General features: G+C 63.6%; 16 protein-coding genes. 7 read left to right on the top strand and 9 right to left on the bottom strand.

Annotation, left to right across the window (positions count from 1 at the left end; translation table 11 throughout):
• Window positions 1-163 precede the first annotated feature (163 nt).
• Window positions 164-1492: a hypothetical protein gene (locus BLR13_RS31175; RefSeq protein WP_143039589.1), complete on the top strand. Its 1329-nt coding sequence runs from the start codon at window positions 164-166 to the stop codon at window positions 1490-1492.
• A gap of 138 nt (window positions 1493-1630) precedes the next feature.
• On the opposite strand, the gene BLR13_RS31170 is transcribed toward BLR13_RS31175, so the two are convergent.
• From BLR13_RS31170 to BLR13_RS31155, 4 genes are all read right to left on the bottom strand, one after another.
• Window positions 1631-1864 carry a hypothetical protein gene (locus BLR13_RS31170; RefSeq protein WP_074815723.1) on the bottom strand — a complete coding sequence of 78 codons (234 nt, stop codon included), beginning with the start codon at window positions 1862-1864 and terminating at the stop codon, window positions 1631-1633.
• Window positions 1865-1976: 112 nt separating this feature from the next.
• The gene (locus tag BLR13_RS31165) at window positions 1977-2234 is read right to left on the bottom strand and encodes a DUF1488 family protein (RefSeq protein WP_244524974.1); all 258 of its coding nucleotides are present in this window, start codon (window positions 2232-2234) and stop codon (window positions 1977-1979) included.
• A 267-nt stretch (window positions 2235-2501) separates the two neighbouring features.
• Window positions 2502-3545: a UDP-3-O-(3-hydroxymyristoyl)glucosamine N-acyltransferase gene (gene lpxD / locus BLR13_RS31160; RefSeq protein WP_244524973.1), complete on the bottom strand. Its 1044-nt coding sequence runs from the start codon at window positions 3543-3545 to the stop codon at window positions 2502-2504.
• Between the two features lie 213 nt (window positions 3546-3758).
• Window positions 3759-4265, bottom strand: a complete 507-nt coding sequence (locus tag BLR13_RS31155) for a hypothetical protein (RefSeq protein ID WP_143039590.1) — start codon at window positions 4263-4265, stop codon at window positions 3759-3761.
• A 50-nt stretch (window positions 4266-4315) separates the two neighbouring features.
• Here BLR13_RS31155 and hspD point away from each other — a divergent pair, with 50 nt between their 5' ends.
• The 3 genes from hspD (at window position 4316) to BLR13_RS31140 (ending at window position 5398) form a co-directional block, all read left to right on the top strand.
• Window positions 4316-4771, top strand: a complete 456-nt coding sequence (gene hspD, locus BLR13_RS31150) for a small heat shock protein HspD (RefSeq protein WP_074815735.1) — start codon at window positions 4316-4318, stop codon at window positions 4769-4771.
• A 74-nt stretch (window positions 4772-4845) separates the two neighbouring features.
• Window positions 4846-5169 carry a hypothetical protein gene (locus tag BLR13_RS31145; RefSeq protein ID WP_074830897.1) on the top strand — a complete coding sequence of 108 codons (324 nt, stop codon included), beginning with the start codon at window positions 4846-4848 and terminating at the stop codon, window positions 5167-5169.
• 10 nt (window positions 5170-5179) lie between these two features.
• Window positions 5180-5398, top strand: coding sequence for a hypothetical protein (locus BLR13_RS31140; RefSeq protein ID WP_074815737.1), 219 nt, complete (start codon window positions 5180-5182; stop codon window positions 5396-5398).
• 279 nt (window positions 5399-5677) lie between these two features.
• Here BLR13_RS31140 and BLR13_RS41190 read toward each other — a convergent pair whose 3' ends face one another.
• From BLR13_RS41190 to fliL, 5 genes are all read right to left on the bottom strand, one after another.
• On the bottom strand, window positions 5678-9403 hold the full coding sequence (locus BLR13_RS41190; RefSeq protein ID WP_074815746.1) for a hypothetical protein: 3726 nt from the start codon (window positions 9401-9403) through the stop codon (window positions 5678-5680).
• A gap of 102 nt (window positions 9404-9505) precedes the next feature.
• Window positions 9506-10297 (bottom strand): MotE family protein, encoded by a 792-nt coding sequence (locus BLR13_RS31125; RefSeq protein WP_074815749.1) that lies wholly within the window; start codon window positions 10295-10297, stop codon window positions 9506-9508.
• Entirely contained in the window at window positions 10294-10740 is a 447-nt protein-coding gene (locus BLR13_RS31120) for a DUF6468 domain-containing protein (RefSeq protein WP_074815752.1), read from the bottom strand. The genes BLR13_RS31125 and BLR13_RS31120 overlap by 4 nt, the downstream gene beginning before the upstream one ends.
• Window positions 10737-11939: a flagellar motor switch protein FliM gene (gene fliM, locus BLR13_RS31115; RefSeq protein ID WP_074815756.1), complete on the bottom strand. Its 1203-nt coding sequence runs from the start codon at window positions 11937-11939 to the stop codon at window positions 10737-10739. Before fliM ends, BLR13_RS31120 begins: the two co-directional genes overlap by 4 nt.
• 18 nt (window positions 11940-11957) lie before the next feature.
• Entirely contained in the window at window positions 11958-12449 is a 492-nt protein-coding gene (gene fliL, locus BLR13_RS31110) for a flagellar basal body-associated protein FliL (RefSeq protein ID WP_074815759.1), read from the bottom strand.
• Window positions 12450-12833: 384 nt separating this feature from the next.
• On the opposite strand from fliL, the gene flgF reads away from it, so the two are divergent.
• Genes flgF through flgA form a run of 3 tightly spaced genes read left to right on the top strand, consistent with a single transcriptional unit; the run spans window position 12834 to window position 15505 of the window.
• Window positions 12834-13598: a flagellar basal-body rod protein FlgF gene (gene flgF, locus BLR13_RS31105; RefSeq protein WP_074815762.1), complete on the top strand. Its 765-nt coding sequence runs from the start codon at window positions 12834-12836 to the stop codon at window positions 13596-13598.
• A 17-nt stretch (window positions 13599-13615) separates the two neighbouring features.
• Complete coding sequence (flgG, locus tag BLR13_RS31100; protein WP_074815765.1) at window positions 13616-14404, top strand: flagellar basal-body rod protein FlgG; 789 nt, start codon at window positions 13616-13618, stop codon at window positions 14402-14404.
• Window positions 14405-14413: 9 nt separating this feature from the next.
• Window positions 14414-15505: a flagellar basal body P-ring formation chaperone FlgA gene (gene flgA / locus BLR13_RS31095; protein ID WP_074815768.1), complete on the top strand. Its 1092-nt coding sequence runs from the start codon at window positions 14414-14416 to the stop codon at window positions 15503-15505.
• Window positions 15506-15509 lie beyond the last annotated feature (4 nt).

The following is a 15509-nucleotide window of genomic DNA, read 5'->3' as shown; positions in this document are numbered from 1 at the left end:
CCTGCGCACGAATGCGTTGGTTCCGTGGCGGCATTTATTCGCCCAGTGTTATCTACCTCACGGATGCATCTCCATCATCGGACTAGCGTGGCGTGTGTGGACGGATTGGCTGTCCATCGCGAAATATCGCGCAACGCCTTGTGTGATGCTTGGAGGAAGACAGATGTCCAGTCAGGATCTCCTTAACGCCAATCAGGCCATGACCGTCCGCAAGGACGGCAGCGTGGAATTCGTGACCCACAACGCCTCGATCCAGCCCGGGCGGAACACGTTCGCCAACCATGACGAGTTCAACGCCTATCTCGGCAAGACTCTCGGCGCGCATCCGGACGGTAAAGGCATGCGCGGCTCGATATCCCGCAAAGGCATGTACTCTCGCAATGCCGGCAACAGCCTCCAGCCTGTCACGTTCGGCGATCCCGTGCTCGACACCATTTCGTCGGCCACCGGCTCGCTCGTCATCGGCGGCAACACCATCGACCTTCGCGAGGGCCGGACGTCGCCGCAGGGCCCGAACGGCACCGGCGGCGGTCTGGTCGCCTTCGACGCGCCATACCTGAAGTTTACCGGCGTCGTGAACGGCGCCGAGCGATGGGCGTCGGACGATGGCGCCATGGTGGAGTACCGCATCGGCAACGGACGACTGAACTTCCACGCCTGGAAGAAGAGCACGTTTTATCAGTACTGGTCGATGGGCGGGGAGATCAGCGTCTACGACACCGATGCCAGGTTCGACGCCGCCGACATCGTCTCCAACTATTACATGACGGTGAACACGCCGTGCCAGATCGTCAAGGTCGGCCACGACTCCGACACTCACGATACTTATGTCGACCAGTACGAATGGGGCTGGAATTCGCAGCAGCCGGAACGGGTCGCCATGCTGTGCCGGGCACAGTGGCACAACGCCCGGTTTGCCGACCTCGTCACGGCGGGAGACGGCTGCACCAACTTCAAGAACGATCAGTGGCCGACCGGATTCCCGCCGGACTGGAATGCGATCCACACCGTCGTCAACCTGAACGGCAACTGGACCGACGGCAGTCCGCGCAGCGCGGTGATCGCGGTGGATTTTTCAAACCTCACGCTTGATATGTCCGCCTTCAACCGTCCGACCGCGCACGGCACCATCGTCAACGGCTCCTCGATCAAGGTGACCTTTCCGGACGACAAGACCTATACCGGCCAGCTTCAGGCGCCGAACAAGATCATCTGGTCCAACGGTTCGGCCTGGACCAAGATCATCAACACGGTGTTCGATCTGAATGGCAGTTGGACCGACGGCAGCGCCCGGTCGGCGGTGATCTACGAAGGCCCCTCATCGATCAGGATCGACATGTCCGATTACGATCGCCCCGACGCCCACGGGTCGATCGTCGACGCCTCCGACATCAAGATCACCTTCCCCGACGACAAGACCTATACCGGCCAGCTTCAGTCGCCGAACAAGATCAGGTGGTCCAACGGTTCGTTCTGGACCAGGAAGCCCTGACCGAGACTTTACAGAGCCGGACAGGAGGCGGCGCGCAACAGGCGATCGCCTCCTCGTTTCCGGAGCTGCCCAGTTGCGCGGCTTCCGGCAAGCCGCGTGGATGTCGGGCGGGCTCGCGAGAGTCCGCCTGCACGCCCCTCACCCCACAGCATACTGTTTGCCAAGGTGGTCGCCGACCTGAACCAGCATGGCGACGCATTCGGGATAGCCGGGTTTTGCCACGGTGGCGGCATCGGCGCTGGCGCGGAATTCCCAGATATCGCCGTCGCGCACCACGGAGATTTCGATGCCGTCGGGACAGTCGGCATGGACCTTGAGTTCGGCCCGCGCCATCGCGATCAATTCGGCCTCAGACTTGACGGGCTTGCTCATGATGACGGTTCCCCGGGGATTTCTCTGGCTTTGCCTAGGTTGCCGTTTCGGCGGACGTCTGTCGAGGGGACAAAAGCAGCGCCAGTTCGTCGCGCCGGGCGGTCTCTTGCAGCTATTTGCGGATATGCTTGGTGAAGATCCGAACGGTGTATCCCTTCACGCGCGGCGCCTCGTCGAATATATCGGACGCGATACCCTCGACGGCATCCCTCAGGGCCAGGAACTGCGCCTGCCTGGCAATGCTCTCGGTGCCCTTGACGCCGGCCAGTTCGTCCATCGCAGCGTCGCTGATCTGGCACTCGACCGTCTCGCCGTTGTTCTCGTTCTGCATCGTGAACTTGAACGCCAGCCGCTCGTCATCGTATCCCACGATTTTGTTCCGGATCAGCGGCATCGGTTCGGCAAGCTCTCATGCGGCTGGAAAAATCAGTCGCGTCGGCTCCGATATAGCACAAAGGTGCGGCCCAGGCGCAAATCCGCCGGAGACGCCGGACAGCGCCCTACCGCAACGTGTCGACCCGCTTAACGCCGGCAATCGCAGGCAACGAGCCGGTGTGGGCGGGCCGGGAATCGGATCTTCATTTCGCGGATGATGCCGTCGGGCGTATCGACGCTGGCGGCCATTTCTGATCAGCAATCAGGAAGATGGCTCATCATTGATGTGGAGCCGCTGCTCGGCGAGCAACTCGACCATCCTGTGCTGCCTGAAAAACTTCTTGGTCGGTCGAGCCGGAAATCCCGCCCAGCGCTCTCCGGCGGGAATATCCCGCGTCACCCCGCTGGCGCCCGCGATTTGCGCACGGTCCCCGATCGTCAGGTGCGGCGCGATGCCGCTTTGTCCTCCGACGGCAACAAAATTTCCCAGCGTGGTTGAACCTGCAATCCCGGCCTGCGCGGCGATGACGCAATTTCGGCCGATGACAACGTTGTGGGCAATCTGAACCAGATTATCGATCTTGGAGCCCTGCCCGATCACCGTGTTGCGTATCGAGCCGCGATCAATGGTCGTGTTTGCGCCAATCTCGACCAGGTCGTGAACGATGACAGCCCCGATTTGCGCAACCTTCAAATGGCCTTCAAGGCCTGGCGAAAAGCCGAAGCCATCCTGTCCGATCGCGACGCCAGGGTGAATGATGACGTGATCGCCGACCGAAGCGTGCGTGATCACGCAACCGGCGCCGATCGAGCACGAACGCCCAATGACAACGCCCGGACCGATCACCGCGTTCGGTCCGATACAGGTGAATTCGCCGATGTGTGCGTCAGGCCCTATCATGGCGCCGGGATCGATGGTGACGCCATCACCAAGGGTAGATGACTCATGGACCGTCGCTCGTTCAGAGACGCCCTTCATTCCAAAGGTGGACCTTGGACTTGCCGCACTGGGATAAAGCAACGCCAGCACCTGACAGTAGATCCGGTATGGATCCGACGTGACGAATTGAAAGGTACTGACCGGGACAAACTCGCTGAACCGCGGCGACACAAGGCATGCCCGGGCCTTGGTGTTCTTGAGGTCATCGAGATATTTGCGGTTGTCCATATAGCAGAGATCGACAGCGGAAGCCGATTCCAGAGGAGCCACCGCCGAAATCATAAAGTCGATATTCGGACAGGTCAGACCGGCAATTTGCGCAATTTCGCGGCCGGCTAACACGCGGTGAGGAATGAAGAACGGCAAAGCCTGTGCTGGCATGGTGCTCTTTACGTTGAATGCGTGGGTAGAGCGCCATGCAAACTTGCGGATCGGGTGCGGTCAGCCTAGCAAATCGCCGGCCTTGGTAGTGCTTTATCTTTGCAGGGACGGCCAAAGCGGCCGCAATCCTGACTCGGCCACGTCTTGCTTGCGTCACAAACGCTTCGCGACTCTGAGCGGCGGGTCAATTGTGGGACGTTATGTCGTCTGCTCCAAGGCGCAAACCCGCCAGGCCGCCGGACGACGCCCTACCTTGACGCCTCGGCCCGCTTGGTGCCGACGATCGCGGGCAACGAGCCGGTGTGGTCGGGCTCGCTCTTGGCCGCCCCTGGCTTCCGGCGGCAGCATCGCCCGCGCGGTGGCGTCCGGGAAACGGATCTTCATTTCGCGGATGAAGCCGTCGAGCGTATCGACGCTGGCGGCCATTTTGGCGATCAGGGCAAATTCGGTGCTGCTGGAGGACGCCGGCTTGCTGGCCATGTCGAACGCCTGCCTTGCGATATGTTCCGTCCTTTTGGCCTGCAGTTCGTCCGTCGCGGCGCCGCCGGTCTGAAGGCCGGATTTTCGATTTTGGTAACCTTGCCTCCTGGCGGAATCGAAAAAAATTTTCATCCCCCCTTGAAACCAAATTTCGTTTTTTTTATTTTCTTCGTCGCCACCGGACGGTGGCGTCCGGGTGCCTTTGGGCCCGGGCGAGACGGGCACCGGTTGTGTCCGGTGCCTCATACCCATCTTGCTCTATGGAGGATTTGGCTATGCGCACTTACGACCTATCTCCGCTTTTCCGGTCGACCATCGGTTTCGATCGTCTTTTCAACCTCGTGGAAACGGCCCAACGTGCCGCCGAGGACAACTACCCGCCTTACAATATCGAACGAATTGCGGACGACCGTTACCAGATCACCCTGGCGGTTGCGGGTTTTTCTCCCGATGAAATTTCGATAACGGCCGAACAAAACGTCGTCACCGTCGAGGGGACGAAGGTTGAGAAGGCCGAACGCGAGTTCCTGTATCGTGGCATCTCGACCAGGCAATTCAAGCGGCAATTCAGCCTGGCCGATTACGTCCAGGTCACAGATGCATCCTTCGACAATGGCTTGCTGAAAGTCGAGTTGGTCCGGGAGATCCCGGAGGCCATGAAGCCCCGGCGGATCGCCATCAACGGTTCGTCGGCCGATCCCGTCCATCAGCTCGAGGCCAAAGCGGCATAGAGCATCTTCAGGCAAGTGCTGCGCGTCGACCAGACGCGCGGCTTTCTTTGTTCGTCTTGGAAATGGAGGAGACCATGCGGCCGACGACCGCGTTCGACGATAATGTTTTCGACATCAACCTGCTGCTTCACCCCGGAATGGCTTTCGACCATCCGAAGGACGTTGTGGCGAGCGACTCTCTGTCTGTTGCCGAGAAGCGAGCCATTCTCGCATCCTGGGCATCGGATGCTGCGGCGGTAGCATCGTCTCCCTCGCTGAGGGCACCTCAAGGGGTCAAAGCACCGATCACCATCGATGAGATCCTGGAGGCCCTGCGTCTTCGGGACGACGATCCTCGCGATCCGCCGGGCGGAAAGCCGAATCGCGTCCATTCGACGGCACGATTGCTTGCAGCCTAGGGAGGAGAGCATGATCGACGAAAATTTTGCGCTTATGCGGTCGCACCGTAACAATATCGACCGCTATCACAAGTTGCTCAAAACCAGCCTCTCGGACCTGGAGCGACAGTTCATCGAAAGGCGCCTGGCCGAGGAGCAGTCGAAGCTGGAAGCGATAGTGGCGTCAACTTTTCCGCTCACTTTCAAGCTGCCGACTTCACCGTGGAGCGCGCCGGCATCTGCTGGGTAGCTCGCAATGCTTGAAGTAAGGCTGATCGATCGCGCTCGCAGAGGCTGGGATTGGGAGGTTCGTGACGCCGCCGGCAAACTGATGGCGCGCGGTCGCCAGCGTGATCGTCCTGCCGCGAAATATCAGGCCGACCGCGCGCTGTTTCAACTGCTGAACGTCATGTCTGGCCGGCCTGCTGATTTGCGCTCCAATCGTGGGACCGACAGGCAATGATACCCGGAAGCTCCACGACTTCGGGACGATACGGCGAGTAGTTGCAGGCTGCCGTGGGCCGCGCCGCTACCTTGACGCCTCCGCCCGCTTGGTGCCGACGATGGCGGGTAACGAGCCGGTGTGGGCCGGCTCGCTCTTCGGCTCGCCCCTGGCTTCCGGCGGCAGCATCACGCGCGCGGTGGCGTCGGGGAAGCGGATCTTCATTTCGCGGATGAAGCCGTCCAGCGTATCGACGCTGGCGGCCATTTTGGCAATCAGGGCGAATTCGGTGCTGTTGGAGGCCGCCGGCTTGCTGGCCATGTCGAACGCCTGCCGGTCGGCATCGCCGGACATCAGCGGCGCATATTTCTCGCGGAAGCGCGCCAGCCCGATCGCGTCCTCGGCCAGTGCGTAGCCGACCACCGCACGGATCACGTCGGCCTTCTCGGCCGCGTTCAGCGGTTTGAAGTCGCGCCAGCGGTCGGCATAGTACAGCTCGATCTGTTCGGAGGCCTCGCGCCACCGCCGCGACGCCCAGTAGATGTCGGAGCGCAGCCTTATCGCCTCGCGGCCGGTGATGTTGGAGATGATGTCGAGCGCGAGGTCGTGCCGTCCGACGTCGCTTTGCGCGCGCGATTCCAGCAGCAGCCGCTGCTGCCGCAGTTCGCCCGAGAGATCGGCGATGCGCGTCGAGCGCAGCGCCGCGATGGCGCGGTCCGGCTTGCGGTTGGTGAGGTAGACCATCGCAAGCCGCGCCGCTACCTGCGCCCGCGCCGCCCCCTCCAGCCGCTTGTCGACCTGGTATTGCAAAAGCTCCGCCGCCTGGTCGAGCAGGTCGACCGCGACCAGCCGTTCGGCGAGACGCCGGATCATCTCGTCGCCACGACGGCCGATCGGCGTCAATTCGCGGTACTCGTAGAACATGCCGAGCGCATCGATCGGCTTCATATCTTCGCCCTTGGGGCTGAGATAGAGCTGCGCGAACAGCGCGGACGCGGCATCCTGGGCCTGCCGCGACAGTTCCGCATTGGGCTGCAGTTTCGTCGCGGTCTTGACCGCAGCAAAGGAATCCGAGTAGCGGGCGGTATCGGCATAGAGCTGCGCCATCCGCTGCAGCGTCTTGACCTCGATGGCGTCGCCACGCCAGATCGCCGACAGCGTCTCAAGTTCGCGCAAGACTTCGGCCTGGCCCATCTCGCCGCGCTTCTGGCGCAACAGCACCCACAACTGCCGCCCTTCCGCCGCCGCCAGCCGGTTGCTGGTGTTGGCGGCAAATTTGTAGGCGTCGAGCGCATCCTTGTCGTAGCCGAGCGCCTCGGCGAGCCGCCCTCGCAGCACCGCGATCTCGGGCTTCATCTCGTCGGGCACACCGATCACGTCGAGTTCGCTGCGCCGGCGCGAGGCGCCGGCGTAGTCCTTGACCTCGAGCGAGGCCCGCATGGCGTCGGCCGTCACGATGCGCTGCAGATCCAGCGGCAGCGAGGCGATCGCGAATTCGGCGTTCTTGAATTTCTCGCGGGCATCCGCCCATTTTTCCTGGCGGGCAAAGGCGAAGCCCTTCCACAACTGGGAATCGTAGCCGTTGCCGATCGCGGGATTGGCGAGGTCCTTCAGCGCGCGCTCGGGATGGCCGATCAGGATAGAGGCCACCGCATGCACCATCATCACGGCAGCCTCTTCGCTGCCCTGCTTGGTCTCGGAATAAATCAGGTTGGTGACCCCGCGCGCTTCCTGATACATCGCGCGCGCCATGTAGAAATTGGCGAGATCGAGCCGGGCCTGGGTCTTCAGCTCGGGCTCGGCGATGGCGGCGGCCTTGATCAGCGCATCCAGCCGCGGCAGGAAGTTTTCTTCCTGGTTCCTGCGCCACTCGGCGGCGTCGAACAGAGGCCGCACTGCAGCCGTTGCGCGTTCGGCGGCGACGTCGGCCGATGACAGCGTCAGCCCGCCCGGCCGGCCGAGCATCACCTTGTCGGAGCCGACCTCGGCGGAGACGTCGTCCGAATTCGGGCGCACCACCACGCCGTGACCGGATTCCAGCAGCGACAATTCGACAAAATCCTGCCGCTTGATGAAGCCGCGGACCGGCGGCGGCGCGGTGACCACCAGCAGCGTATCGCCGGCGTCGGGATCGACCAATTTGTACAACTGGCCGGGATTCGCCAGCGGCACGCTGACATTGGCGAGCGCGGGATCGGTGATGTTGCGCAACACCATCAGCGGCAGCGGCGGCGCCTGCACGCGATCGGCAAAGGCCAGCGTCCACTCGATACCGCCGCCGCGCGGGTCGCTTTCCAGCGACGGCATCTGCGGCCGGTTCAGGCGAATGCGGATGGCGAGGCCGTTGTCCAGCGGCATCGGGCTGACGTCGCCGATGATGGCGCCGCCCTTGGCGCGGATCTGCTCGACATCGATCGATCCGGTCTTGTCGAACACCAGCCACACGGTGTCGGCACGGCGGAACATCGCCGCCGGCGTCGGCGTGGCAAAGGTGAAGGTCACGCGCAGGCCGTCGCTGTCGCGCCGTGCGTCGACGGTGGCCGCCTTCGGCCCGGAGGCGGCGGGCGCCATCTTCTTCGGAGCCTCGGCCGCCGCAACGTTCATCGGCTCCTTTGCCTTCTCCTTGGCCGTCTCCTTCGCAGGCTCCGGAGGCTGCGCCGTTTTCTCGGGCGCAACTGACGCCATCTCTGCGGCGGGCGCTGCGTGCTCCGAGGCGGGCGCCGGCGTCTCGGCCATGGGCTGGCCGGGCCTGATTTCGATATTGGCCTGCTCGGCAATCGCCTCGGACGTCACCGGCGCCAGTGGCGCGGGCTGTTGCTGCGGCATCGTCTCCTTGGCCGGCGCTTCGCGGGGAAGCTGCGCCACCGGCTTGACCTGCGCCGGACCATGCTTGCCGGCCGGGGCATGCGCGGCAGCCGGGGCACGCGCGGCAGCGGCCGACGGCGCGAGCGCGTCCGCCACCGCAGGCTTTTCCGCCTGCTGGAACGCGACGTCGACGATGTAGTTCTTTTCCTCGCGGAACGAGTGAACGTCGACCTCGCCGATCAAGAGGATATCGACGGCGGAGGAATCGACGTCGGTGCGCTGGGTGATCGAGGCGACATTCGGCGGCGCCGCCACCTTGGCGTCGGCAAGGTCGAAGCTCAGCACATTGTTGAACTGCAGCGTCAGCTTCTGGTCGTTGAGCACCGACGACACGTTGATGCCGTCGGGCATCTCGAACACGAAGCGCACGAAGGTCGGCTGCACCGAGGCGCGGACGCGAACCGGCGGTTTCTTCTTGGCGGCATTGACCGCGAGCTGCGCCCGCAGCGCACGCTCGGCAAGGCGCGCCCGCTCGGACAGTTCGCGAATGACTTCGGCGGGCAGCGACGGCGGCGGACCGGTCCAGCTATCGGGCAGGAAGTCGACGAAGATCCGCTCCCCCGCCGTCATGGTGTTGACGGTGGCCCGCCGCGCCAGCGACAGCCGGATCGCCATGCCGTCGGGGTCGCGGCGCGCCGAGCCGACATAATCGGGCACGGCGTCCGATAGCTTGTCGACGGGCACGTCCACCGGGCGCTTGAAGCGGATCACGATGATCGAGCCCGCGGTGGTGACGTCGGAATCGACGTCCTCGGCGAGCTTGAGCATCAGCCGCGCATAGCCGCCGGAAGCCGAAAATGTCGCCTCGCCCTTGACCGGGTCGTCGGCCAGGGCCGCTTGCGGGAAAGTCAGGCCGGCCCATAGCGGCACCAGGACAAGGCAATGCCGGGCCGTCCGCGCCAATGCGCGGCCCAGCAACGAAACTCCAGCGGCAGCCCTTCGCCCCATCCGGGAAATCTCTTGGCCTCGACAAATTCAGCGGCGAAGCGCCCTCGCCCGCTCGTTTGAATCTTGAATTGGCCGGCTTAAGGTTTTGTTAAATATGCCGTTTCAATTGGGCTTTTGCTGCATCATCTTGCCCTCGATCTTGGGCAGTTCGGCCGTGGAGGTCGATTTGTCGCTGCCGGCGCGGCGGGCCAGTTCGACCGTCAGCCGTTCGGCGGCTTCCGGCTGCATCAGGCCCAGGATGTCGGACATTTTCCGCGGCGCGATCTGGGACGCGATTTCGTAGAGCACGGACATCTCCAGCCGGTCGAACACCTTGGCGGCGTCCTTTGGCTTCATGCCCTCATACATCGTGATGATGCCCTTGAAGCGCGCGACGTCCTGTTCGGCCTTTTGCCCGGCAGCGCCGGAAATCCGTGCTTCGGTCGCCTTCATCTCCTCGACGCGACCGTCGATGCGCTTCTCGGCCGCCTTCAGCAGGCTTTCGCGAATTTCGACCTCGCGCGCGCGCTGTTCCAATTCCTGGCGGCGCGTCTGCAGCCGCTCGAGAATGGCGCGCTCCGACGGCGACACCGACTGCGGGCTCTGATCGGGAAACAACACGGTGCCATCGGGCTTCGGCGGTTCGGTGCCGGGGGCCGCCGGCTTCGGCGCCTCTTCCTTCTTCTCTTCCTTGGGCGCGCCGTGGGTCGAGCCGGTAATGTCATCCGGATCGATTTTCGCGCCGCCGGGGAAGCCGAGGTTTTCCTGCGCCCACGACATCTTGGCCGGCTTGTTCGGCTGATAGTCGAACACGTAGCCGCCATCGAGCACGAGGCCCGCGATCTTCAGCACCGCAAGGCCGAAGATCGCAACCAGAACGACGGGCAGGACTCTGATGTCGCGGAACGATTTCATGCAGCGAGGCCATCCGTCCTTCGACGCTCGGAGAACGCCTGTGCCGCCGCGGCCACCGCTTTCGCCGGCGAAACCTTCGGCGCTGCCGGAGCCGGTGCGGCTTCCTGCGTCGCCGGCCGGGCTGCCGCCGCGATCTTGGACAGGCGGCGGATCACGCCATCACCTTCCGCAAGCTGGCTCTTCAGATGCATCGACATCTGGGTTGCGGCGGTGATCTGGCTGCCGAGATGTTCGTTGACGTCGCGCACGGTGTGCTTGAGGCCGCCGATCGCGCGCTCGGCGATTTCGGTCGCGGTGATCAGTTCGCCGATCGTGGCCTTGAGCGAATGTTCGTCCGCCTTCAGCCGCTTGAGGCGGCTGTTGAGCACCATGCAGTAACCAATCGTGAGCATCAGCAGCACCGCTACCAGACTCTCGATTATGATTCCGAGGGAATGATTCATTGTGCCTCCATCAATTTGGTTTGCTCGTCGGCCTTCTCGAACATTGCGAAGGTGGTATTGGGCTTGCGCAGCGGTTTGGTGACGCGAATGGCGACGCGGTCGCCGACCCGGCCCATCCGCCCTTCGGTCAGGATGACGTTGCCGCAGCGGACCGACACCAGCGCGTCGGCGCGCATCTCCAGCGGCAGCGTGTCGCCGACCTTCAGCTTCATCAGGTGCTTGAGCGGAATGTCGGCCTCGTACAGCACGGCATCGACGGAGATCTCGGCCTGCGCCACTTCCGTCGCGAAATGACCTTCCCAGATCGGATCACGGCCGAACTTTTCGCCCATGAACATCTGGAGCAGAACCGGGCGGATCGGCTCGATGGTGGCGTAGGGCAGCAGCAATTCGATATTGCCGCCGCGGTCTTCCATGTCGATGCGCAGCCGCACCAGGATCGCGGCGTTGGCAGGCCTCGAAATCGCGGCAAAGCGCGGGTTGGTTTCCAGCCGGTCGATCGAGAACGTCACCGGCGACAGCGGCCGGAACGCCTGCTCGGCGTCGGCCAGCACGACCTCGACCAGGCGCTTGACCAGGTTGGTTTCGATCGTGGTGTAGGGCCGGCCTTCGATGCGCAGCGAGGTCTGGCCGCGGCGGCCGCCGAGCAGCACGTCGATGATCGAGTAGATCAGGCTGGAATCCACCGTGGCGAGGCCGAAGTTTTCCCACTCCTCGGCCTTGAACACCGAGAGCACTGCCGGCAGCGGGATCGAGTTCATGTAGTCGCCGAAGCGCACCGAGGTGATGCGGTCGAGCGAGACTTCGACGTTGTCGGAGGTGAAATTGCGCAAGGACGTCGTCATCAACCGCACCAGGCGGTCGAACACGATTTCGAGCATCGGCAGACGCTCGTAGGACACCATCGCGGAGTCGATGATGGCGCGAATGCCGGAATGGTCGTCGAGATTGACGTCGCCGACAGTGAAACCGAGCAGATTGTCGATTTCCTCCTGCGACAGCACCCGTTCGCCGGAATTCTTGTTGCCGAACTCACGGCCGCCGTCCTCGACCATGGCGGCCCATTGCAGCGCCATGCTTTCGGAGAGTTCGTTGGCGGCAGCCTCTTCCGCTGCCGCCGCGGGATCCTCGGAGTCGAGCGAGGCTTCCCATTGGGCCGCAATGGCGTCCTGGTCCATCTGGTCGTTGTTGGCGGCCATGGCGCTAGACCTGTTCCATCACTGGACCACAATTTCCTTGAACAACACGGCTGAGACCACCTGCGGCGCCACCGCGTTGTTGACGCGCTTGGTCAGCTCTTCCTTGAGCCGGAACAGGCCCGCCGAGCCGTTGATGTCGGAGGGGCGCAGTTCGCGCAAATAGGTCTGGAACAGATCGGTGACGCGCGGCAGGTTCGGCTTGATCGCCTCGACCTGCTTCTCTTCCTTGACCTCGAGCACGACCTTGACGCGGAGATATTGCACGCGCTCGCCGGGCGCGCCGACCAGGTTGACCATCATGTCGGGCACTTCGACAAAGGACGGCGGCTTCGGCGGCGGCGCTTCGGCATGCGCCTCCTCGCCGTGGCCGCGCATGAAGAAGAACCAGCCGGCGCCGCCGCCGAGGATGGCGACGAATCCGACCAGCGCAATGAACAACTTCAGCTTGCCCTTTTTGGCCGGAATGGCGTCGGCGCCATCTGCGCCTTCCGCCGGTTCGTTATCAGCCATTGCCCCGCCCGATCCATCTGGATGCGAACACGGTTGCCACCGACCGGGGCCAGCAAAGGCCCCACTACGCGAAACAAAAGCCGCCAGCGCACGCGCGCTCTCTATAAACGCAACGCTACGGTAATAATGGTTAACGGAACCTTTCCGGCTGGCCCCAGCTAGGAAAAAACTGCCGGGCAAACATGGTCAACAAGACCTTTCTGCCGCCCGCGGCAGACCCGACAAAACACCTAACCCCTTCCAGAATAACTCTTTTCCGAGTTGGCACGGCTTTCGCTGAGGTGATCACGAACCGGCGGGCTTGGGAGAGTCCAAAGGTTTACGGGATCCGGACAGCGGCTTGGGAGAGCAGGCTTACGGATCGAGCAAAAGGGGAGACCACCGATGGAGAATACGCTTCTCGTCGGACTATCACGGCAGATGACGCTGGAACGGCAGATGGATGTCGTCGCCAACAACGTCGCCAACATCAACACGAACGGTTTCAAGGCCGACCGCTCGCTGTTCGAGGAATTTCTCAATTCGGGTGCGCACGAAGACAATTTCACGCGCTCCGACCGCAGGGTCTCCTTCGTGCAGGACCGCGGCACCTTCCACGATTTTGCAGCCGGCAACACCGAACTGACCAAGAACCCGCTCGACGTCGCGATCGACGGCGGCGGCTTCCTCACGGTGCAGACCCCGGCCGGCGAGCGCTACACCAAGGACGGCAGCCTGCAGATCAACAATCAGGGCCAGCTCGTGACCGCGGGCGGCAACCCGGTGCTCGGCACTTCGGGCCCGATCGTGTTTCAGCCGACCGACCATGACATCTCTATCGCCGCCGACGGCAACATCACCGTGGTCGAAGGCACCGGCCGTATCGACTCGGTTCGCGGCAAGCTGCGGGTGGCCTCGTTCGCCGACGCCCAGAAGCTCATCAAGGACGGCAGCAATTTGTTTGCGGCCGGTCCTGGCGCCGCCGCCCAGCCCGACAGCGTCTCGAGGGTGCGTCAGGGCTTCGTCGAGAAGTCGAACGTCAATTCCGTGACCGAGATGAGCCGCATGATCGAGATCACGCGGACCTACACCCAGATCTCGGCGCTGTTGTCGCAGCAGAGCGACCTGCACAAATCCGCAATCGAGAAACTCGCCGACGTTCCGGCATAACCGCAAGGCATTGATCGATGCGCGCCCTATACACAGCAGCGACCGGCATGGCGGCACAGGAACTCAACGTTCAGGTGATCTCCAACAACATCGCGAACCTGCGCACCACCGGCTACAAGAAGCAGCGCGCGGCGTTCCAGGACCTGATCTACGACCATGTGCGCCGCGTCGGCGCCCAGGCATCCGACCAGGGCACCATCCTGCCCGTCGGCGTCGATATCGGCGGCGGCGTCAAAACCGTCGGCACGCCGCGCCTGATGAGCCAGGGCACGCTGTCGCAGACCGGCAACGATCTCGACATCGCGATCCGCGGCGAAGGCTTCTTCAAGATCCAGATGCCCGACGGCACCTACACCTATACCCGCGACGGCTCGTTCCAGATGGACGCGCAGGGCCGCGTCGTCACCGCGCAGGGCAATCCGGTGCAGCCGACGATCACGATCCCGCAGAACGCCTCCGGCATCACCATCAATGCGCAGGGCCAGCTCTCGGTCACCCTGCCGGGCTCGACCACGCCGACCACGGTCGGCCAGATCGGCCTGACCCGCTTCATCAACAAGGCCGGCCTCAATCCGATCGGCGACAACCTGTTCACGGATACGCCGGCTTCCGGCACGCCGCAGGACGGCATCGCCAACACCGACGGTTTCGGCGACATGCAGCAGTCCAACCTCGAACAGGCCAACGTCGAGGTAGTCTCGGAAATCTCCGACCTGATCGCCGCGCAGCGCGCCTACGAGATGAACGCCAAGGTGGTCAGCGCGGCCGACCAGATGCTGCAGTCCACCTCCAATATGTTCCGCTAAGGATTGGCCATGATCGCCCGCTCGCTCATCCTCGCCACTGCCCTGCTCGCAGCCTCCGCTTCCGTTGCGGTCGCGCAAAGCCGTCTGGAACAGGCCGACATCATCGCCGCCCCCGCGCTGCGCGCCAATGTCCAGGTCTCCAGCGACATCGTGCGGATCGGCGACCTCGTCGACAATGCCGGCTCGGCCTCCCAGATCGCGATCTACCGCGCGCCGGATCTCGGCACCACCGGCTCGCTGTCCGTGCCGCTGGTGATCAATGCGCTGCGCGCGCACCAGGTGATCGGCGTCGACACCCGCGATCTCAAGGAAATTTCGGTGACGCGGCTGGCCCGCTCGATCGAGGGCAAGGATATCGAGGCGCAGGTCGGCCGTGCGCTGGAGCGCAGGAACGGTCTCGGCGACGCTGCCAATCTCAGCCTCACCTTCGACCGCGATCCCGGCGATATCAGGCTGGATGCCGGCTTCACCGGCGCCATGCAGCCCACGTCGGTACGCTACGACAACCGCAACGGCCGCTTCGACGTCACCTTCGAGATTGCCAATGACAACGGCCTTGGCGCGACCAAGCTGCGCTTCACCGGCACGGCGGTCGAGACCGTCGAGGCCGCGGTGCTGGCGCGCAATGTCGAGCGCAACGAAGTCTTGAAATCCTCCGACGTGATGGTCGAGCGCCGCCCGAAGGCCGAAGTGGGCGGCGAGGCCGCCACCCGCGACCGCGCGGTCGGCATGCAGGCCCGCCGCCAGCTCCGCGCCGGCCAGGCCGTCAAGGTCGCCGATCTCGCCAAGCCCGATCTGGTGCAGCGCGACCAGAACGTCACGCTGATCTACGAGTCGCCGGGGCTTTACCTCACCGTTCGCGGCAAGGCGATCGAGGGCGGCACCGAAGGCGACGTCGTCAATGTCATGAATCTGCAATCGAAGCGCACGGTGTCCGGCGTCGTCACTGGCCGCGGCCAGGTTTCGATTTCGGTCGCAACGCCGCGGCTCGCCCCCGGGCCGGTCAGCGATGCCACCTCGTCGCTCGAAGCACCTCAGTCCACCGCTCCCGTCGCCGTCGCCGTCGCCAACGTCAGTTCAGTCGCTGCCAAAACCGAGTAATGTA

The sequence above is a fragment of the Bradyrhizobium ottawaense genome (genome assembly GCF_900099825.1).
Lineage (GTDB): Bacteria > Pseudomonadota > Alphaproteobacteria > Rhizobiales > Xanthobacteraceae > Bradyrhizobium > Bradyrhizobium ottawaense_A.
The sequence above is the reverse complement of the archived record's forward strand: the minus strand, read 5'-3'. Positions and strand labels throughout refer to the sequence as shown.

Excerpts from the sequence above, each read along its gene's own strand:
- BLR13_RS31120 (WP_074815752.1), bottom strand. The coding sequence starts at position 10,740 with ATGAATCATTCCCTCGGAATCATAATCGAGAGTCTGGTAGCGGTGCTG.
- BLR13_RS31145 (WP_074830897.1), top strand. The coding sequence starts at position 4,846 with ATGCGGCCGACGACCGCGTTCGACGATAATGTTTTCGACATCAACCTG.
- BLR13_RS31170 (WP_074815723.1), bottom strand. The coding sequence starts at position 1,864 with ATGAGCAAGCCCGTCAAGTCTGAGGCCGAATTGATCGCGATGGCGCGG.
- BLR13_RS31140 (WP_074815737.1), top strand. The coding sequence starts at position 5,180 with ATGATCGACGAAAATTTTGCGCTTATGCGGTCGCACCGTAACAATATC.
- BLR13_RS31125 (WP_074815749.1), bottom strand. The coding sequence starts at position 10,297 with ATGAAATCGTTCCGCGACATCAGAGTCCTGCCCGTCGTTCTGGTTGCG.
- fliL (WP_074815759.1), bottom strand. The coding sequence starts at position 12,449 with ATGGCTGATAACGAACCGGCGGAAGGCGCAGATGGCGCCGACGCCATT.
- fliM (WP_074815756.1), bottom strand. The coding sequence starts at position 11,939 with ATGGCCGCCAACAACGACCAGATGGACCAGGACGCCATTGCGGCCCAA.
- hspD (WP_074815735.1), top strand. The coding sequence starts at position 4,316 with ATGCGCACTTACGACCTATCTCCGCTTTTCCGGTCGACCATCGGTTTC.
- flgA (WP_074815768.1), top strand. The coding sequence starts at position 14,414 with ATGATCGCCCGCTCGCTCATCCTCGCCACTGCCCTGCTCGCAGCCTCC.
- BLR13_RS31175 (WP_143039589.1), top strand. The coding sequence starts at position 164 with ATGTCCAGTCAGGATCTCCTTAACGCCAATCAGGCCATGACCGTCCGC.
- BLR13_RS41190 (WP_074815746.1), bottom strand. The coding sequence starts at position 9,403 with ATGGGGCGAAGGGCTGCCGCTGGAGTTTCGTTGCTGGGCCGCGCATTG.
- flgF (WP_074815762.1), top strand. The coding sequence starts at position 12,834 with ATGGAGAATACGCTTCTCGTCGGACTATCACGGCAGATGACGCTGGAA.
- flgG (WP_074815765.1), top strand. The coding sequence starts at position 13,616 with ATGCGCGCCCTATACACAGCAGCGACCGGCATGGCGGCACAGGAACTC.